The 17447-nt window shown below is 65.3% G+C and carries 19 protein-coding genes; 10 read left to right on the top strand and 9 right to left on the bottom strand.

Translation table 11 applies throughout. The features are described 5' to 3' along the window. The first annotated feature begins 178 nt into the window (after positions 1–178). From purC to purQ, 4 genes are all read left to right on the top strand, one after another. Entirely contained in the window at positions 179–946 is a 768-nt protein-coding gene (gene purC, locus RPPS3_RS19565) for a phosphoribosylaminoimidazolesuccinocarboxamide synthase (protein ID WP_199851757.1), read from the top strand. 223 nt (positions 947–1169) lie between these two features. Next, the gene (gene purS / locus RPPS3_RS19560; protein ID WP_107345551.1) at positions 1170–1415 is read left to right on the top strand and encodes a phosphoribosylformylglycinamidine synthase subunit PurS; all 246 of its coding nucleotides are present in this window, start codon (positions 1170–1172) and stop codon (positions 1413–1415) included. A gap of 17 nt (positions 1416–1432) precedes the next feature. Next, the gene (locus RPPS3_RS19555) at positions 1433–1660 is read left to right on the top strand and encodes a hypothetical protein (protein WP_107345550.1); all 228 of its coding nucleotides are present in this window, start codon (positions 1433–1435) and stop codon (positions 1658–1660) included. A gap of 54 nt (positions 1661–1714) precedes the next feature. After that, positions 1715–2416 (top strand): phosphoribosylformylglycinamidine synthase subunit PurQ, encoded by a 702-nt coding sequence (purQ, locus tag RPPS3_RS19550; RefSeq protein WP_107345549.1) that lies wholly within the window; start codon positions 1715–1717, stop codon positions 2414–2416. A 322-nt stretch (positions 2417–2738) separates the two neighbouring features. Here the strand turns inward: purQ and purB are convergent, their stop codons facing one another. Further along, the gene (gene purB, locus RPPS3_RS19545) at positions 2739–4046 is read right to left on the bottom strand and encodes an adenylosuccinate lyase (RefSeq protein WP_107345548.1); all 1308 of its coding nucleotides are present in this window, start codon (positions 4044–4046) and stop codon (positions 2739–2741) included. 530 nt (positions 4047–4576) lie between these two features. Further along, positions 4577–5275 (bottom strand): ribulose-phosphate 3-epimerase, encoded by a 699-nt coding sequence (gene rpe, locus RPPS3_RS19540; protein ID WP_107345547.1) that lies wholly within the window; start codon positions 5273–5275, stop codon positions 4577–4579. A gap of 268 nt (positions 5276–5543) precedes the next feature. On the opposite strand from rpe, the gene RPPS3_RS19535 reads away from it, so the two are divergent. Further along, entirely contained in the window at positions 5544–6311 is a 768-nt protein-coding gene (locus RPPS3_RS19535) for an EF-hand domain-containing protein (protein ID WP_107345546.1), read from the top strand. Positions 6312–6450: 139 nt separating this feature from the next. On the opposite strand, the gene RPPS3_RS19530 is transcribed toward RPPS3_RS19535, so the two are convergent. Then, on the bottom strand, positions 6451–7455 hold the full coding sequence (locus tag RPPS3_RS19530; RefSeq protein ID WP_107346687.1) for a P1 family peptidase: 1005 nt from the start codon (positions 7453–7455) through the stop codon (positions 6451–6453). 146 nt (positions 7456–7601) lie between these two features. Here RPPS3_RS19530 and RPPS3_RS19525 point away from each other — a divergent pair, with 146 nt between their 5' ends. Continuing rightward, positions 7602–8336: a cytochrome c biogenesis CcdA family protein gene (locus tag RPPS3_RS19525; RefSeq protein ID WP_107345545.1), complete on the top strand. Its 735-nt coding sequence runs from the start codon at positions 7602–7604 to the stop codon at positions 8334–8336. 295 nt (positions 8337–8631) lie between these two features. Here RPPS3_RS19525 and RPPS3_RS19520 read toward each other — a convergent pair whose 3' ends face one another. The 6 genes from RPPS3_RS19520 to RPPS3_RS24665 all read right to left on the bottom strand — a co-directional run bounded on the left by RPPS3_RS19520 (position 8632) and on the right by RPPS3_RS24665 (position 14388). Next, positions 8632–9738, bottom strand: coding sequence for a branched-chain amino acid ABC transporter substrate-binding protein (locus RPPS3_RS19520; RefSeq protein ID WP_107345544.1), 1107 nt, complete (start codon positions 9736–9738; stop codon positions 8632–8634). 177 nt (positions 9739–9915) lie between these two features. Then, positions 9916–10656: an ABC transporter ATP-binding protein gene (locus RPPS3_RS19515; protein WP_107345543.1), complete on the bottom strand. Its 741-nt coding sequence runs from the start codon at positions 10654–10656 to the stop codon at positions 9916–9918. Between the two features lie 136 nt (positions 10657–10792). After that, positions 10793–11629 carry an ABC transporter ATP-binding protein gene (locus RPPS3_RS19510; RefSeq protein WP_107345542.1) on the bottom strand — a complete coding sequence of 279 codons (837 nt, stop codon included), beginning with the start codon at positions 11627–11629 and terminating at the stop codon, positions 10793–10795. Further along, positions 11626–12957 carry a high-affinity branched-chain amino acid ABC transporter permease LivM gene (livM, locus tag RPPS3_RS19505; protein ID WP_107345541.1) on the bottom strand — a complete coding sequence of 444 codons (1332 nt, stop codon included), beginning with the start codon at positions 12955–12957 and terminating at the stop codon, positions 11626–11628. The genes RPPS3_RS19510 and livM overlap by 4 nt, the downstream gene beginning before the upstream one ends. Positions 12958–12969: 12 nt before the next feature. Next, positions 12970–13887: an ABC transporter permease subunit gene (locus RPPS3_RS19500; RefSeq protein WP_107345540.1), complete on the bottom strand. Its 918-nt coding sequence runs from the start codon at positions 13885–13887 to the stop codon at positions 12970–12972. Positions 13888–13899: 12 nt separating this feature from the next. Next, positions 13900–14388: a hypothetical protein gene (locus RPPS3_RS24665; RefSeq protein WP_199852154.1), complete on the bottom strand. Its 489-nt coding sequence runs from the start codon at positions 14386–14388 to the stop codon at positions 13900–13902. Positions 14389–14714: 326 nt separating this feature from the next. Here RPPS3_RS24665 and RPPS3_RS19490 point away from each other — a divergent pair, with 326 nt between their 5' ends. The 4 genes from RPPS3_RS19490 to RPPS3_RS19475 all read left to right on the top strand — a co-directional run bounded on the left by RPPS3_RS19490 (position 14715) and on the right by RPPS3_RS19475 (position 17444). After that, a complete protein-coding gene (locus RPPS3_RS19490) occupies positions 14715–15242 on the top strand; it encodes a hypothetical protein (protein ID WP_107345538.1) in 528 nt (175 codons plus the stop codon). A gap of 194 nt (positions 15243–15436) precedes the next feature. Continuing rightward, positions 15437–15901: a CoxG family protein gene (locus RPPS3_RS19485; RefSeq protein ID WP_011159342.1), complete on the top strand. Its 465-nt coding sequence runs from the start codon at positions 15437–15439 to the stop codon at positions 15899–15901. Between the two features lie 174 nt (positions 15902–16075). Next, complete coding sequence (locus RPPS3_RS19480) at positions 16076–16561, top strand: (2Fe-2S)-binding protein (RefSeq protein ID WP_107345537.1); 486 nt, start codon at positions 16076–16078, stop codon at positions 16559–16561. Between the two features lie 76 nt (positions 16562–16637). Beyond that, positions 16638–17444, top strand: coding sequence for an FAD binding domain-containing protein (locus tag RPPS3_RS19475; protein ID WP_107345536.1), 807 nt, complete (start codon positions 16638–16640; stop codon positions 17442–17444). The last annotated feature ends 3 nt before the right edge of the window (positions 17445–17447 follow it).

Raw genomic sequence — 17447 nt, 5'->3', positions numbered from 1 at the left:
AACTCCCGGGCCACCCGGCCGGATCGATTGTATCGGGGGGGCCAATCAGCTAGGTTGCAGCGAGGCTGGGTTCTCGTTCTGTTTCCTATTCCTGGCCTTTCGGCAGCTCCGCCGTGGGCCGCTTTCGTCAGACGGAGCCCACCACCCGATGGATTTCAACAAAACACGGTACATCCCCATGAGCCGGCGACGTCGCATTTACGAAGGCAAGGCCAAGGTGCTGTATGAAGGTCCGGAACCCGGAACGCTGATTCAGCACTTCAAGGACGACGCCACCGCGTTCAATGCCAAGAAGCACCAGGTGATCGAGGGCAAGGGCGTCCTCAACAACCGGATCTCCGAGTACCTGTTTCAGCACCTCAACGACATCGGGGTGCCGACCCATTTCATCCGCCGCCTCAACATGCGCGAGCAGCTGATCCGCGAAGTCGAGATCGTGCCGCTCGAGGTGGTGGTGCGCAACGTCGCCGCCGGCAGCCTGTCGCAGCGTCTCGGGATCGAAGAGGGCACCCAGCTGCCGCGCTCGATCATCGAGTTCTACTACAAGAACGACCAGCTCAACGACCCGATGGTCTCGGAAGAGCACATCACCGCGTTCGGCTGGGCGACGCCGCAGGAGATCGACGACATCATGGCGCTGGCGATCCGCGTCAATGATTTCCTCACCGGTCTCTTCCTCGGCATCGGCATCCGCCTGGTCGACTTCAAGATGGAGTGCGGCCGGCTGTTCGAAAGCGAGATGATGCGGATCATCGTCGCCGACGAGATCTCGCCCGACAGCTGCCGGCTGTGGGACATCAAGTCGAACGAGAAGCTCGACAAGGACCGCTTCCGCCGCGATCTCGGCGGCCTCTTGGAGGCCTACACCGAAGTCGCCAAGCGCCTCGGCATCCTGATGGAAAACGAGCGCCCGGTCGGCTCCGGCCCGGTGCTGGTGAAGGGCTGAGGCGACACGCGCGGTCCTCTGGTCGCACGCATGGCCCATGGTTCGAGACGCGTCGCTTGCGCGACGCTCCTCACCATGAGGATGTGTCCGGGGCCTGCGCCATACCGCGGACCTCATCCTGAGGAGCCCGGCGCAGCCGGGCGTCTCGAAGGATGAGAGCGACGAACGACTGACAGCAGGGCAGGACTACGCCCGGCATGACGAGGGGATCATCGAGGCGACCATGAAGGCACGAGTCACTGTTACCTTGAAGAACGGGATCCTGGATCCGCAAGGCAAGGCGATCGAGGGCGCGCTGAAGTCGCTCGGCGTCGCCGGCATCGCCAGCGTGCGCCAGGGCAAGGTGTTCGACATCGAGCTCGACGGCGCCGCCGACAAGGCCAAGGCCGAAGCCGCCCTCAAGGACGCCGCCGACAAGCTGCTGGCGAACACCGTGATCGAGAATTATGCTATCGAGGTGAAGGGTTAGTCTCCGGAGACTAGGCCATGGCTGACGTGAGCAACGAGCTGATTTTTGAAGTGCTCAAGCAGGTTCAGCAGAGATTGGACAAGGTCGACGAGCTGAAATCTGAAATGAACGCCATGCGCGGCTACCTGATCTCCATGCAGCAGGACGTCCAGAACGTCTATGGAATCCTCGATCGCTATGACGGCCGGCTCGAACACATCGAGCGTCGTCTCGAATTGAACGACTCGCCGACGATGTCTGCGTGATCATCGCCATCGACGCGATTGTCCACTGCCCCTCCACGCGCTAACGGAAACCGCATGAAATCCGCCGTTCTCGTCTTCCCCGGCATCAATCGCGAGCGCGACATGGCGCGCGCGCTGAAGCTCGTCTCCGGCAACGACGCCGCGATGGTGTGGCATGCCGAAACCGAGCTGCCGAAGGGCACAGACCTCGTCGTCGTCCCGGGCGGCTTCTCCTATGGCGATTATTTGCGCTGCGGCGCGATTGCGGCGCGGGCGCCGGTGATGGACGCGGTGCGCAAGTTCGCCGCTGATGGCGGCTTGGTGCTCGGCGTCTGCAACGGCTTTCAGATCCTGTGCGAGTCCGGCCTGCTGCCGGGCGTGCTGATGCGCAACGCGCGGCTGAAGTTCATCTGCCGCGACGTGCATCTGCGCGTCGAACGCAACGACACCCCGTTCACCCGCGGCTACAAGGCCGGCCAGGTGATCAAGGTGCCGGTGGCGCACGGCGAGGGCAATTACGAAGCCGACGAAGACACCGTGAAGCGGCTCGAGGGCGATGGCCGGGTGCTGTATCGCTACTGCTCGCCGGAAGGCGAAGTCGGCGAGAGCCACAATATCAACGGCGCCGCCGCCTCGATCGCCGGCATCGTCTCCGAGCGCGGCAACGTGCTCGGCATGATGCCGCATCCGGAAAACCACGTCGAAGACATCATGGGCTGCACCGACGGCCGCGGCCTGTTCGCCGGCCTCGCCCAGCACTTCGCCAAAGCGGCGTAAGCGGCGCTTACTTCATCGCCGGCAAGTCTTGTCGCTTGATCGATTGATTGAAGCGGATCTTGGCTGCTCGAGGGCACCAAAGTCCTCATCCTGAGGAGCCCGGCAAAGCCGGGCGTCTCGAAGGATGAGGGGACGCATCGCCTGCGGCACATGGTTCGAGACGGCGCTGCGCGCCTCCTCACCATGAGGGTGTGTCCGTGTCGGGAGCATTCGGAGGCATCGCTCCTGCCATCACAAACAGACTGCTTACACCATCCGCAGCCACAAAAAAGCCCCCGCAAACCGGGGGCTTTTCGTTGCGCGCCGCTGCCGGCGCCGCGCCTCAGCTCTCGCCGAACACCCGCTTGAAGATGGTGTCGACGTGCTTGTGGTGATAGCCGAGGTCGAACTGCTCTTCGATTTCGGCGTCGGTCATGTACTTCTTCATGTCCGGATCCTTCTTCAGCAGCGTCAGGAAGTCACCTTCGCCGCGCCACACCGGCATCGCGTTGCGCTGGACCAGCTTGTAGCTCTCCTCGCGCGAGCAGCCCTTCTGGGTCAGCGCGGTGAGCAGCCGCTGCGAGTGAACCAGGCCGCCGAGGCGGTCGAGGTTCTTGGTCATGTTCTCCGGATACACCACCAGCTTCTCGATCACGCCGGCCAAACGATTCAGCGCGAAGTCCAGGGTCACGGTGGCGTCGGGCGCCAGCATCCGCTCGGCCGAGGAGTGCGAGATATCGCGCTCGTGCCACAGCACCACATTCTCCATCGCCGGCATCACATAGGCGCGCACCATGCGGGCGAGACCGGTGAGGTTCTCGGTCAGCACCGGGTTGCGCTTGTGCGGCATCGAGGACGAGCCCTTCTGGCCCTCGGAGAAATACTCCTCGGCCTCGAGCACTTCGGTGCGCTGCAGGTGGCGGATCTCGGTGGCGAGCCGTTCCATCGACGAGGCGATCACGCCGAGCACCGCGAAGAACATCGCGTGGCGGTCGCGCGGGATCACCTGGGTCGACACCGGCTCGACCGCGAGGCCCATCGCTTTCGCGACGTGCTCTTCGACGCGCGGGTCGATATGCGCAAAGGTGCCGACCGAGCCGGAGATCGCGCAGGTCGCGACTTCCTTGCGGGCGGCGACCAGACGGTCACGGGCGCGGCTGAATTCGGCATAGGCGTAGGCCATCTTCAGGCCGAACGTCACCGGCTCGGCGTGGATGCCGTGCGAGCGGCCGATCGACGGCGTCATCCGGTGCTCGAAGGCGCGGGCCTTCAGCGCCGCCAGCACGCGGTCGAGGTCGGCCAGCAGGATGTCGGCGGCGCGGGTGAGCTGGACGTTGAAGCAGGTGTCGAGCACGTCCGACGAGGTCATGCCCTGGTGCACGAAGCGCGCATAGGGCCCGACGAACTCGGCCAGATGGGTCAGGAAGGCGATGACGTCGTGCTTGACCTCGCGCTCGATCTCGTCGATCCGCGCCACATCGAACGCGGCGTCCTTGCCGCCCTTCCAGATCGCCTCGGCGGCCTCCTTCGGGATCACCCCGAGCGCAGCCTGCGCGTCGGAGGCATGGGCCTCGATCTCGAACCAGATCTTGAAACGGGTCAGCGGCTCCCAAATGGCAGCCATTTCCGGACGGGTATAACGCGGGATCATCGCAAACTCGTGGGTTTTGGGGATTACGCCGCGCTTTAGCAGATCGGCGGGGCAGGGGCTAGGGACGGGGAGGGGGGGCGGGCGGGGGGGGGGGCGTCGCCCCCGGGCTTCAGGCCCGGCTGGGCGAAGCCCGGATTCCGCGATTGGCAGGCCCCGTCTTTTCATCGCGTCATTCCGGCCTGCGCGCTCCGGGCGCCCCGGAATGACGAGCGAGGGGGGGTGACAGCTGAAAGGGGGGACCGATTATGTGGCGCAGTCGCAGCCACATCCACTCCCGTCATGCGCGGGCTTGACCCGCGCACCCATCGCGCGCGCCAGCGCGCTATCTTGCGAAGAGTGATGGATTGCCGGGTCAAGCCCGGCAATGACGGCGGTGTAAGCGAGCGGTCGCTAGATGAACGCAGTGACACTCGTGTAAGTCGAAACGGAGGCGGAGTGTCTCAGGTGGTGCTACATCATCAGTCCCACCTGGCACGGTGCTACGCAATTCTGCCTGTCGTCAGTTTCGACGATTTTGGTCTGAACGGTCTTTAAACCGCCTCGCCCCGCGCCTGCAGCGCGGCGTTGCGGATGCCGGCGATATTCGCCTTGTAGGCTTCCAGCGTGCCGCCCTTGAACACGGCGGAGCCGGCCACGAAGGCGTTGGCGCCGGCGGCGGCGAGTTCGCCGGCGACCTTGTCGGAGACGCCGCCGTCGACCTCGATGTCGATCGGGCGGCCGGCCACCATGGCGCGGATCTGCTTGATCTTCTGAACCGCGCTCGGGATGAACGCCTGGCCGCCGAAGCCGGGGTTCACCGACATCACCAGCACCAGATCGATGTCATCGAGCACGTATTCGATCGCGCTCGGGTGCGTGCCGGGATTGAGCGAGACGCCGGCCTTCTTGCCGAGGCCGCGGATCGCCTGCAGCGAGCGGTGTAAATGCGGGCCGGCTTCGGCGTGCACGGTGATGATGTCGCAGCCGGCCTTGGCGAAGGCCTCCAGATACGGATCGCACGGCGCGATCATCAGATGGGCGTCGAACACCTTCTTGGTGTGCGGCCGCATCGCCTTGATCACGTCCGGGCCGTAGGAAATGTTCGGGACGAAATGGCCGTCCATCACGTCGAGATGGATCCAGTCGCAGCCGGCGGTATCGACCGCGCGGACCTCTTCGCCGAGCTTGGAAAAATCCGAGGCGAGGATCGAGGGCGCAATGGCGAGCGGACGGAGCGCGAAGGAGGACATCAGGGCTTCCAGGTGCGTGTGGGTGGATCAGCTTCGCTACCACGCCGCGCCGGTTCCCCGCAAATCCGGAGCGCGCGCCTGGGCCGCGCAGGCCCGGCAGGTTGTGCCGGATGGGGCAGAAATTGCCGTCTCGCCGGCCCGGCGCACGCGAAAAACACCAGCATTTACGGGAGCTTCGCGGCTGGCACGGCGATTGCTGATCCGAAGGTTGGAATGATCCGTGCGTAGTTGCCGGCCGCGGCCAGCGGTGTAATGCGGAGCTTCGATCATGCTGCCTGCCATTGGCGCGCTGGGCGCGCTGTCCGGACTGCTCAATACGCTGAGCTCGACGTCGAAATCGTCGTCGCAGAGCACCAGCTTCACCAACCCGTTTGCCAGCTCGAGCAGCAGCACGAGCACGTCGTCGTTCCCAACCCTGTCGACCAGCGGCTCCGGCTCGTTTCCGTCGAGTGGGCTGTCGCAGGAGACGATGCAGGCTCTGCTCGACGCGCAGAGCCAGCAATCGACCTCCAGCTCCAGCTCGACCGCTTCGAAGACGCGCGACTCCGCGCTGAAGGATCTGTTCAAACAGATCGACGCCGACGGCGACGGCTCGATCACCAAGAGCGAGTTCGAGAATGCGCTCGGCGCCGGCGGCACCAACGTCGCCAATGCCGACAAGGTGTTCAGCAAGATGGACGCCAACAACGACGGCAAGGTCAGCATGGACGAGATGTCGTCGGCGCTGAAGAGCGGCCGTCGGCATCACGCCCATGGTGGCAGCGGTGCGAACGGTGGCAACAGCGGTGGCGGCAGCAGCGATCCGCTGCTGCCGGCGCTGTCCGGCTCGTCCTCGACCAGCGTCACCAATTCCGACGGCAGCGTGACCACCTCCGTCACCTACTCCGACGGCAGCAAGGTGACGATGACATCGGCGGCGACCGGCTCGTCGTCGAGCAGCGCGACCTCGTCGTACAATTTCGTCGAGCAGCTGATCCAGCGCCAGGCGTCGCAGATCCAGGCGGCCTCGGCCCAGTCGCTGTCGGTCAGCGCCTGATCACCGACGCTTGGTCCCGATGATGGATTGCCGGGCTGGACCCGGCAATCATCTCCTCCGACTAGCCGAACGATGATCAACGTGGGCGCGATGGGCCTGCGGATGACGACATCGCACGGCGCAGCGCTGCCGCCTCATATCATCGCTTCGAGCCGAACCGATCGCGCCACGCCGGCTGCGCGTCCTTGAACGGCAGCGCGGTGGCCTCATAGACGCCGCGCGCGATCGCCCGCGCCACCGTGTTGGCCGCGATGGTGCCGAGCTCGGTGAGACCTGCGAGCGGCTCGACCGGTTTGACGCCGGTTGCCGCAGCGAACACCACGTCGCCGTCGAGCGGCGCATGCACCGGATAGATCGCGCGGGCAAATCCGGTCTGCGCCAGCATCGCCAGCCGCTTCACCTGGGTCTTGGTCAGCGCCGCGTCGGTGACGACCGCGACCAGCGTGGTGTTCTCCACCGCGCTCGGCGTCGCTGCGCCCTTGAGCCGCACCTTCAGCATGTCCGGCGTGAACGGCTGCGGCATGCCGAGCCCGCCGAATTCACCGTCCTGTTCGAACGGTGCCGACCAGAACCACGGGCCGTCGCCGATCGTGGCACTGCCGATCGCGTTGACTACCGCGATGGCGCCCACCGTAACGCCGCCAGGTGTTGTCGCCGACGCCGAGCCGAGTCCGCCTTTCAGCGTCGCGGTGGTGGCGCCGAGACCGGCGCCGACGCTGCCGAGCGCGAAGCTGTCGCCGGCGGCTTCGGCGGCCGCGTAGCCGAGATCGCGATACGGCGAGAACCGGCCCCACGCCTTGTCGCCCCCGTTGATCATGTCGAACACCACCGCGCCGGGCACGATCGGAATCGTCGCGTTGCCGATCGCAAAGCCGCGGCCGCGCTCGGCGAGCCAAGCCTGTACGCCGCCGCCGGCATCGAGGCCGAACGCCGAGCCGCCCGACAGCGTGAAGCCGTCGACCTGCTCGACGGTGTTCACCGGTTCCAACAGCACGCCATCGCGAATTCCCGGGCCGCCGCCGCGCACGTCGATCGAGGCGACTGCGGGCTTGTCGAACAGGATCGCGGTCACGCCGGACGCGAGCTTGTGGTCGTGCGCATGGCCGACGCGGACGCCGGCGACATCGGTGATCAGGTTGTGCAAGATGGATCCGTCCGAGAGCTGAGCGAGGGCCGCCATTGTCGGCATAAACAATTGGTCGAAGCAATCCCTCACGGTGCGATCACAAGGCGCGGAACGATGACGCAGCGGCTTGCATGGGCTTTACGCGCGGGTGCATGTAGCCGGCCATGATCCACGACGTCTCGATCCCTGCCGCCCTGATCGCCGGTCTGGTCAGCTTCCTGTCACCCTGCGTGCTGCCGCTGGTGCCGCCGTACCTGATCTATCTGACCGGTGCGACCATCGAGCACGTCGCCGCCGACGAGACCGAGCGCACGTCGAAGCGTGCGGTGATGATCTCTGCGGCGGTGTTTGTGCTCGGCTTCTCCACCGTGTTCGTCGCGCTCGGCGCCAGCGCCAGCCTGGTCGGCAGCCTGATCCGCGCCTATTCGGCGCAGCTCGCGATCATCGCCGGCGTGGTGATCATCCTGATGGGCCTGCACTTCCTCGGCTTGACCCGGATCAACATCCTGATGCGCGAAGGCCGCCTGCCGATCCCGAAGCCGGTCGGGCTGTGGGGCGCTTACGTGATGGGCCTTGCGTTTGCGTTCGGCTGGACGCCGTGCATCGGCCCGATCTTGGCTGCGATCCTGTCGGTGGCCGCGGCCGAAGCGACGGTGGCCAAGGGCGCCGGCCTGCTGGCGGTGTATTCGCTCGGCCTCGGCGTGCCGTTCCTGCTCGCCGCGCTGATGGTCGAACAGTTCTCCGGCCTGTTCGCGCGGATGAAGAAACACCTCGCCACGGTCGAGCGAGTGATGGGCGTCCTGATGGTCCTCACCGGCATCGGCTTCCTCACCGGCGCCATCAGCGACGTCTCGATCTGGCTGCTGAACACCTTCCCGGCGCTGGGGAATATTGGGTAGTTCGTCTCTGAAGCCGCGATGCTAGCCTCATCCTGAGGAGCGGTCCGTTAGGACCGCGTCTCGAAGGATGGCAGCGCACGATGCGTCGCCTCATGGTTCGAGACGCATCGCTGACGCGATGCTCCTCACCATGAGGAGCAGAGGCTGCGCTTTTGCGGATCAAGTTGGATGCGCAGAGCGCTCATCACCGTGAACGCTCTGGAATACTGGGCCGCCCGGTCAAGCCGGGCGGTGACTGTTTGTGGGCGGGGTGATGGTGAGCGCCGCGGGAGCCGCGGCGCAACGATCAGTCGGCTCAGTTGCCGATCTCGGCGTAGCCGCCCTTGGCGTCCCATTTGTAGACGACGTAGTCGATCGCCTTGATGTCGCCCTTGGCGTCGAAGGCCATCTTGCCGAGCACGGTGTCCCACTCGCCGGCCTTGATGGTGTCGATCACCTTCTTCGGATCGGTCGACTTAGCCTTCTCGACCGCCTGCGACCACACCTGGAACGCCGCGTAGGTGTAGAGGGTGTAGCCTTCCGGATCGATGCCCTTGCCCTTGAAGGTTTCGACGATCTGCTTGGCGGTCGGCTTGTTGCGCGGGTCGGGGCCGAAGGTGAACAGCGTGCCTGCGGCGAGCGGGCCGGTGATCGAGGCGAATTCCTTGTCGTTCATCGCGTCGCCGGCCATCATCACGGTGCTGAGGCCCTGGTCGCGCATCTGGCGCAGGATCAGGCCGGCCTCGCGGTGATAACCGCCGATATACACCAGATCGATGGCATCGCGCTTCAGCCGCGACACGATCGAGTTAAAGTCGTTGTCGCCCTTGTTGTAGGACTCGAACATCTTTTCCTGGAAGCCGGCCTTGTTCAGCGCCTTCTTGGTCTCGTCGGCCAGACCCTTGCCGTAGGTGGTCTTGTCGTTGAGGATGGCGACGTTCTTGCCCTTGTAGTTCTTCAGGATGTACTCGGCGGCGACCAGGCCCTGCTGATCGTCACGGCCGCAGACGCGCAGCACGTTCCACAGCTTGCGCTCGGTGAACAGCGGGTTGGTCGAGGCCGGCGTGATCTGCAACACGTTGCCGTCGGCGTAAGCTTCCGACGCGGGGATCGACGACGACGAGCAGAAGTGACCGGCAACGAACGGGATGCCGTCGCCCGCAATCTTCTCGGCGACCGAACGCGCCTGCTTCGGATCGCAGGCATCGTCTTCCACGTCGAGCACCAGCTTCTTGCCGAGCAGACCGCCCTTGGCGTTGAGATCGACCACCGCCTGCTCGGCGCCGTTCTTGAGCTGCCGGCCGAACGCGGATTCGCCGCCGGTCATCGGACCGGCGACCGAGACCTTGATGTCCTGCGCCAGCGCCGTGGTCGAGAGCGCCAACGAGACGCCGAATGCCAAACCGAGAAGCTTGAGTGTCATCGATGAATCCTTGCGATGGATTTGCAAACGAAAAGCCGCGCCCAGGCGGGCCCGAAGCGCCAAACCGGCCGGCATTGTTGGCTGATTTTTACGACAAGTCATCGACAAAATACGGCGCCGGCGGCACCCGGTTGCCGCATTGTGCCGCAGGACTCGCGCGCGCGGGGAGGGACTACCTCAGCTGCCGCGGCCGCCTTCGAGATACGCGGCTCGCACTTCCGGCCGGGCCAACAGATCGGCGCCGGTCCCGCTCATGGTGATCAGACCGTTGACCAGCACGTAGCCGCGATGCGCCAGCTTCAGCGCGTGGTTGGCGTTCTGCTCGACGATCAGCACGGTGAGCCTGTCCTGCTTGTTCAGGGTGCGGATCGCGTCGAAGATCTGCCGGGTGATCAGCGGCGCGAGGCCGAGCGACGGCTCGTCGAGCAGCAGCAGTCGCGGCCGGCTCATCAGTGCGCGGCCGATCGCCAGCATCTGCTGCTCGCCGCCCGAGAGCGTGCCGCCGCGCTGGTCGAAGCGTTCACGCAGCCGCGGAAACAGCGTCAGCACGCGTTCGAGCGTGGCGGCGCGTTCTTCGTTGCTGCCGGTTCCGGCATCGGCGCCCATCTGCAGATTTTCGGCGACGCTCATCCGCGGGAAGATGCGGCGGCCCTCCGGCGACTGCGCGATGCTCATCCGCGCGATCAGGTGTGTCGGCCGCGCGGTGATATCGACGCCGTCGAACACGATGCGGCCGGCCTTGGCGCGCGGCTTGCCGAAGATCGACATCATCAGCGTCGACTTGCCGGCACCATTGGCGCCGATCAGCGCGACGATCTCGCCGGGCGCGATCTCGAGATCGACACCTTTCAGCGCCTCGATCTTGCCGTAGGCGGCGCGGAGGTTTTCGATTTTGAGCAGGGGGGCGGTGGAGGTCATGATGCGACCTCGCCACGCTCACTTTCGTCATGCCCGGGCTTGACCCGGGCATCCACGGACACAAGCACAGCCTTGCCTGCGGGCGTGGATGGCCGGGTCAAGCCCGGCCATGACAAAGTATATGAGGGGAGGCAATTCACAGCCCGAGCTCCTGCTCGACCTTTTCGACCTCTTCGTCCTCGACGCCCAGATAGGCAGCGATGACGCGGGGGTCGTCGCGGATCTCGCGCGGGGTGCCGTCGGCGATCTTGACGCCGTGGTCGAGCACGACGACGTGGTCGGAGATTTCCATCACCACGCTCATGTCGTGTTCGATCAGCAGGATCGAAGTGCCGCCGGAGCGGATCTTGCGAAGCAGTTGGCTGAGCTCGCCGCTCTCGCGCGCGTTGAGGCCGGCTGCAGGTTCATCGAGGCACAGCAGCACCGGCTCGGTGCACATCGCGCGCGCGATTTCCAGCCGGCGCTGATCGCCATAAGGCAGGTTGCCGGCGGCATCGTCGGCACGGCTGCGCAGCCCGATCTGGTCGAGCCAGTAGGTCGCGCGTTCGATCGCCTGCTTCTCGGCCGCTCGCCACGACGGCGCGCCGAACAGGCCGAGGAAGGTGAGGCCGGAGGCGCGCATCAGCGCGTTGTGCTGCGCCACCATCAGGTTCTCCAGCGCCGTCATGCCGGGGAACAGCCGGATGTTCTGGAAGGTGCGGGCCACCTTGGCGATCTTGGTGATGCGGAAGTCGTTGAGCCGGTCGAGCCGGTGGGTCTCGCCACCATCATGCGTCAGGCTGATCTCGCCGGCGCTCGGCCTGTAGAAGCCGGTGATGCAGTTGAACACCGTGGTCTTGCCGGCGCCGTTGGGGCCGATCAGCGCGGTGATCTTGCCGCGGTGCGCAGCGAACGACAGGTCGTTGACGGCGAGAATGCCGCCGAACCGCATGCTCAGGCCGCTGACGCGCAGGATGTTCTGGTCCGCGCTCATCCGTGGCCTTCCTTGACGAGGTCGGACGAGATCGCCTGCTTGTGGTCGAGATACACGGTCGGGGCGCGGTGGCCGATCAGGCCGCGCGGCCGCCAGATCATCAGCAGCACCATCGCCATGCCGAACACCAGCATGCGGAACTGATCGAGGCCGCGGAACAGTTCGAAGCCGCCGATCAGCGTTACAGCGGCGAGCGCGACGCCGAGCTGCGAGCCCATGCCGCCGAGCACGACGATCGCCAGCACCAGCGCCGACTCTTGGAAGGTGAAGGACTCCGGCGAGATGAAGCCCTGCCGGGTTGCGAAGAACGCACCCGCAAAGCCGCCGAACATCGCGCCGGTGGCGAAGGCGGTGAGCTTGGTCGTGGTGGTGTTGATGCCGAGCGCGCGGCAGGCCACTTCGTCCTCGCGCAGCGCTTCCCAGGCGCGGCCGATCGGCAGCCGGCGCAGCCGAATGGTCGCCCAGTTGGTGATCAGCGCCAGGATCAGGATCAGATAGAACAGGAAGACGAGGCGATGCGTCGGCGAGAATGGAATGCCGAGCTGCGCCGCCAATCCGTTCGGCCCCGGCGCCAGCGGAATGCCGAACAGCGTCGGGCGCGGAATGCCGCTGATGCCGTTGGGGCCGCCGGTCAGCGTCTGCCAGTTGATGATGACGAGGCGGATGATTTCGCCGAACGCGAGAGTGACGATCGCGAGATAATCGCCGCGTAGTCGCAGCACCGGGAAGCCGAGGATCATGCCCCAGAACGCGGCGAGGATGCCGGCGAGCGGCAGGCAGATCCAGAACGACAGGCCGAAATTGGTGGCGAGCAGCGCATAGGAGTAGGCGCCGACCGCGTAGAACGCCACGTAGCCGAGATCGAGCAGGCCGGCGAGGCCGACCACGATGTTCAGCCCCCAGCCGAGCATCACATAGGTCAGCACCAGGATGCCGAGATCGAGAATGTAGCGCTGATTGTAGAAGATCACCGGCACCAGGAAGGTGAAGATCAGCAGCGCCGGAGCGACGATGCGGCCGGCGAGGCCGAGTGTCTTGCGCGCGCCGGCCGGCATCATCTTCGAGGTGTCGACCGGGCCCCACCACATCCGCAGCAGTTCGACCACGATCGAGCCGACGAATACGCCGCCGACCATGCCGGCGAGATCGCCGAACCGGGTCCAGTAGATCAGGCCGCCCTCAGGGCCGGCCTCGGTGCGGACACCGATCATCAGCGAAAATAAAACCAGCGCCACGAGGGCGCTGATCAGGGCTTTCTTGAAGATGAAACCGACGCCGACCGTGGCGGCGGCGACAGGGGCAGCAGCGGCGTGCGCGAGTTTTGCCACGTCGGCGCCCGCTCAGACTTTTTCGACTTCCGGCCGGCCCAGCAGGCCGGTCGGCATGAAGATCAGCACGATGATCAAGATCGAGAACGCCGCAACGTCCTTGTACTCGACCGAGAAATAGGCCGACCAGAAGGTCTCGATCAGGCCGATCAGCAGGCCGCCGAGCATCGCGCCGGGCAGCGAGCCGATGCCGCCGAGCACGGCCGCGGTGAACGCCTTGATGCCGGCGATGAATCCCATGAAGAAGTCGATCAGCCCATAATACAGCAGGTACATCATGCCGGCGACCGAGGCGAGCGCGGCGCCGATCACGAAGGTCATTGAGATGGTGCGGTCGACGTCGACGCCGAGCAGTGCCGCCATGGTCTGATCCTGCTCGCAGGCGCGCATGTCGCGGCCGAGCCGGGTCTTGGCCACCAGCCAGGTGAAGATGCCGAGCAGCACCACGGTGGTGACGACCACCAGGATCTGCACGTTGGAGAGCTGGACGTTGAAGCCGTCGGCGCTCTCGTGCAGCGTGTAGCCGCCGGTGATGATCGGCGGCACCGGCTTGACGCGGGCGCCCTGCGACACCTGGGCGTAGTTCATCAGCACGAACGACATGCCGATCGCCGACAGCATCGGGGCGAGGCGGAACGAATGCCTGAGCGGGCGGTAGGCGATGCGCTCGACCGTCCAGCCGTACAGCGCGGTGATCGCCATCGACACCAGCAGCACCACCAGAAGGATCAGCGGCACGAAGCTGAGGCCGAACGACACCAGGATCAGGAAGCTGATCAGCGCGATGAAGCCGCCGATCATGAAGATGTCGCCATGGGCGAAATTGATCATGCCGACGATGCCGTACACCATCGTGTAGCCGATCGCGATCAGGCCGTAGATCGAGCCGAGCACGAGACCGTTGATGAGCTGCTGGGCGAAATAGTCCATGCGCTGCCGTCGTCAGAGGACTCGAAAGAGTGGGACTCGTAGGGTCGTGGATTGCGATCCGAACGGCCCCGCGGCGGAGATCGCGCTCGCATTGCACACACGATGCGGCGAGGGCCCCGGCAGCCGGAACGTCGCTTCGCTTTGGAATTTTCTAACAGTGGGTCGCGATCGCGGCAACAGCGCCCGATTACAACCTTCTTCCCTGTGGACGGCGGCTGCGGCCTGCAGGGTTCCACCGGGCGCGATGTTGCCGCGCAAAAGCCGCGCAAAGATCACGCCGATCCGCGCAACCGCGGGCGCATGATGCTTGTTGTCGGTGTGGGCGCGACACTCTGAAGGAGACCATCGATGTCGAATCAGAATCAGCAGAAGCCGACTCCGAGCCAGACGTCCCCCGGCCAGCAGCAGCAGGGCGGCGGTGCCCGTCCGGGTCAGCAGCAGCAGGATCCGAACCGGCAGGGTCAAGACCGGCAGCAGGGCGGCCAACAGCATGGTGGCCAACACGGCGGGTCCGGCCAAGGCCGCTAACTTAACGATCGCCCGGCCGCAGCTTTCTCCAGACGGCTGCGTGCCGAAGCGACAGCAGGGAGCCCCGCCCCACGGCGGGGCTTTCCGCGTTTGGATAGGTTTTGTCTCAACCGCCATCACGTGCAATCCGACGCAAGTTTCGTGCCGAAAAGCCGAGCCAAGGCTCTCCAAAGTGCCATCCACAGTCGTTACCCGCCGTTAAGGTTAACAAAGCCTTTCCATTGCTGCTGATGGTTAACCTGGGGTTAGCTTTGGTCGCGCGCCGTCGGATTCGGCGTGCTGGCTGGTGGGGCACGGCGATGAAGACGGATTGGCGGATCAGTTCGGTGAACGGAGTTCTGCTGGCGGCCTACATCACGCCGACCTGGCTGATCGTGGGGTATCGGCTGTTCGTCACCCCGATCCACGCACTGTACGACCGGCCCAATATCTCGGTGGCGATCTTCGTCAGCGATCATCTGCATCTCAGCGCGATGGCGACCATCCGGATGGCATGGCTGCTGGCGCTCGCCAAGCTGACGGTCGCCGGCTTCCTGCTGGTGTTCTCGGCGCTGCTGACGCGGCGCTCGGTCCGTCTCTCCGGCGGCTGCAACGAGGCGCTGGCGTTCGCGCTGACGCTGGGCAGTGTGATCTCGTTCGCCAGCATGGTGATGGCCTCGCAGGTCGCCGAGCCCGAAGCGATGCGGCTGCACGCCACCGAATTGCTGCTGTTTCTCGGCACTGCGATTCTGATGCTGGTCGAGCCATCGACGCAATCAGCGGCTGTACCAAGCACCGACACGGCGACGTTCGAACCGAACTATCCGGCTGCAGCGCAACGCTCCTGATCGCTTTTATCCGGCTGTCGTGCTTGCTTGACGCTGGCGCCAGGGCCGGGCGCTACCTATCTCACCGCCTCACGACTGCTAGCGCCGCCGATCGCTCGGGGTGGTGTCGCGATACTTTTTCTTTGCCGCCCGGCGTGCTTAAGTAGTCGCAATGCCGCCGTCCGAGGCGGCCGCCGATCCGGGAGGAAATATCCATGGCCATGACGATGAACGGCGAAGTCCAGTTGGACGCGCCGAAAGATTTGGTGTGGAGCAAGCTCAACGATCCGGAAGTGCTGAAGGTCTGCATTCCCGGGTGCGAAGAGCTTGAAAAGACCGAAGACGACAGCGGTTTTCGCGCTGTGGCGAAGTTGAAAGTCGGCCCGGTATCGGCCCGCTTCAAGGGCAAGGTCACGCTGTCCGATCTCGATCCCCCCAACGGCTACAAGATCACCGGCGAAGGCGAGGGCGGCGTTGCCGGCTTTGCCAAAGGCGGTGCCACGGTTGGCCTGTCCGACAAGGATGGCGGCACGCTGCTGTCCTACGATGTCGAAGCGCATATCGGCGGCAAGCTAGCGCAGCTCGGCCAGCGACTCATCAACGGCTCTGCCAAGAAGCTCGCCGACGAGTTCTTCGCCAACTTTTCCAAGGCCGTGCAGAACGGCAACGGCGCGGCCTGACGGCGCTGCGGCGCCCGATCACGCGGATGTCATTACACGGCCGCGGCTCCGGCGCAGCCCGAGCCGTTCGCGGTTGCCGATCCTGGGGTTGCCCCGTAAGATCGGTTCAAGAAACACAACTAAAAGACGAATGATCGCCGTGCAACGCGGCGGTGCGCATTGAAGAGAGGGCCGATGGCCAAGATTTCCCTGATCGTCAATGGCAACCCTGTGACCGCGAACGTCGATCCGCGCACGCTGCTGGTGCAGTTTCTGCGCGAGAACCTGCGGCTCACCGGCACGCATGTCGGCTGCGATACTTCGCAGTGCGGCGCCTGCGTCGTGCATCTCGACGGCAAGGCGGTGAAGTCCTGCACCACGCTGGCGGTGATGGCCGACGGTCACGAAGTGACGACGATCGAAGGGCTCGCCGCCGACGGCGCGCCGCTGCATCCGATGCAGGAAGCCTTCCGCGAGAACCACGGCCTGCAATGCGGCTTCTGCACGCCGGGCATGATCATGACGGCCGTCGACATGGTGCACCGCAAGGGCCACGACCTCTCCGACGAGACGATTCGCGAAGAGCTCGAAGGCAATCTCTGCCGCTGCACCGGCTATCAGAACATCGTGGTGTCGATCGCGGCCGGCGCCAAGGCGATGGCGAACTCCGACCGCAGCTGACCGGCACTGCGCCGGCCCGCTTCAACGAGGCCGCGCGGCACGCCCAACGAGACGTTAGGAAGCTCAGGGAAGCGCAATGTACGAATTCAAATATCACCGCCCCGGGACCGTTCGCCAGGCCGCCAATCTGCTGCTGAAGAACGAGGACGCCAAGCTGATCGCGGGCGGCCACACGCTACTGCCGGTGATGAAGCAGCGCCTGGCGGCGCCGCCGCATCTGGTCGACCTGTCGCATATCGAAGGCCTCAGCGGCATCGAGATGAAGGGCCGGTCGCTGGTGATCGGCGCCACCGCGACCCACGCCGAAGTCGCCAACTCGGCGATCGTCGGCGAGGCGATCCCGGCGCTCGCCGAACTGGCGTCGCTGATCGGCGATCCGGCGGTGCGCCACAAGGGCACGATCGGCGGCTCGCTCGCCAATAACGATCCGACCGCGGACTATCCGGCGGCCGTGCTGGCGCTCGGCGCCACCGTGGTCACCAACAAGCGCAAGCTGAAGGCCGAAGAGTTCTTCCAGGGCATGTACTCGACCGCGCTCGAGCCGGACGAGATCATCACCAAGGTGCAGTTTCCCCTGCCGAAGAAGGCCGCCTACATCAAGTTTCGCAACCAGGCGTCGCGCTACGCGCTGGTCGGCGTGTTCGTCGCCCGCCGTCCGTCGGACGTCCGCGTTGCGGTCACCGGCGCCGGTGCGGACGGCGTGTTCCGCGTCACTCCGTTCGAAGAGGCGCTGAAGGCGCGGTTCAATTCCAAGGCGATCGACGGCCTGCACGTTTCGGCCGATGGCTTGAACAGCGACCTGCACGGCAGCGCCGAATATCGGGCGCATCTGATCGGCGTGCTGACCAAGCGCGCGGTCGACGCCGCCAACGGCAAGGCGTGAGCC

Source organism: Rhodopseudomonas palustris (assembly GCF_003031265.1).
In the GTDB taxonomy this organism is placed as follows: domain Bacteria; phylum Pseudomonadota; class Alphaproteobacteria; order Rhizobiales; family Xanthobacteraceae; genus Rhodopseudomonas; species Rhodopseudomonas palustris_H.
The sequence above is the reverse complement of the archived record's forward strand: the minus strand, read 5'-3'. Positions and strand labels throughout refer to the sequence as shown.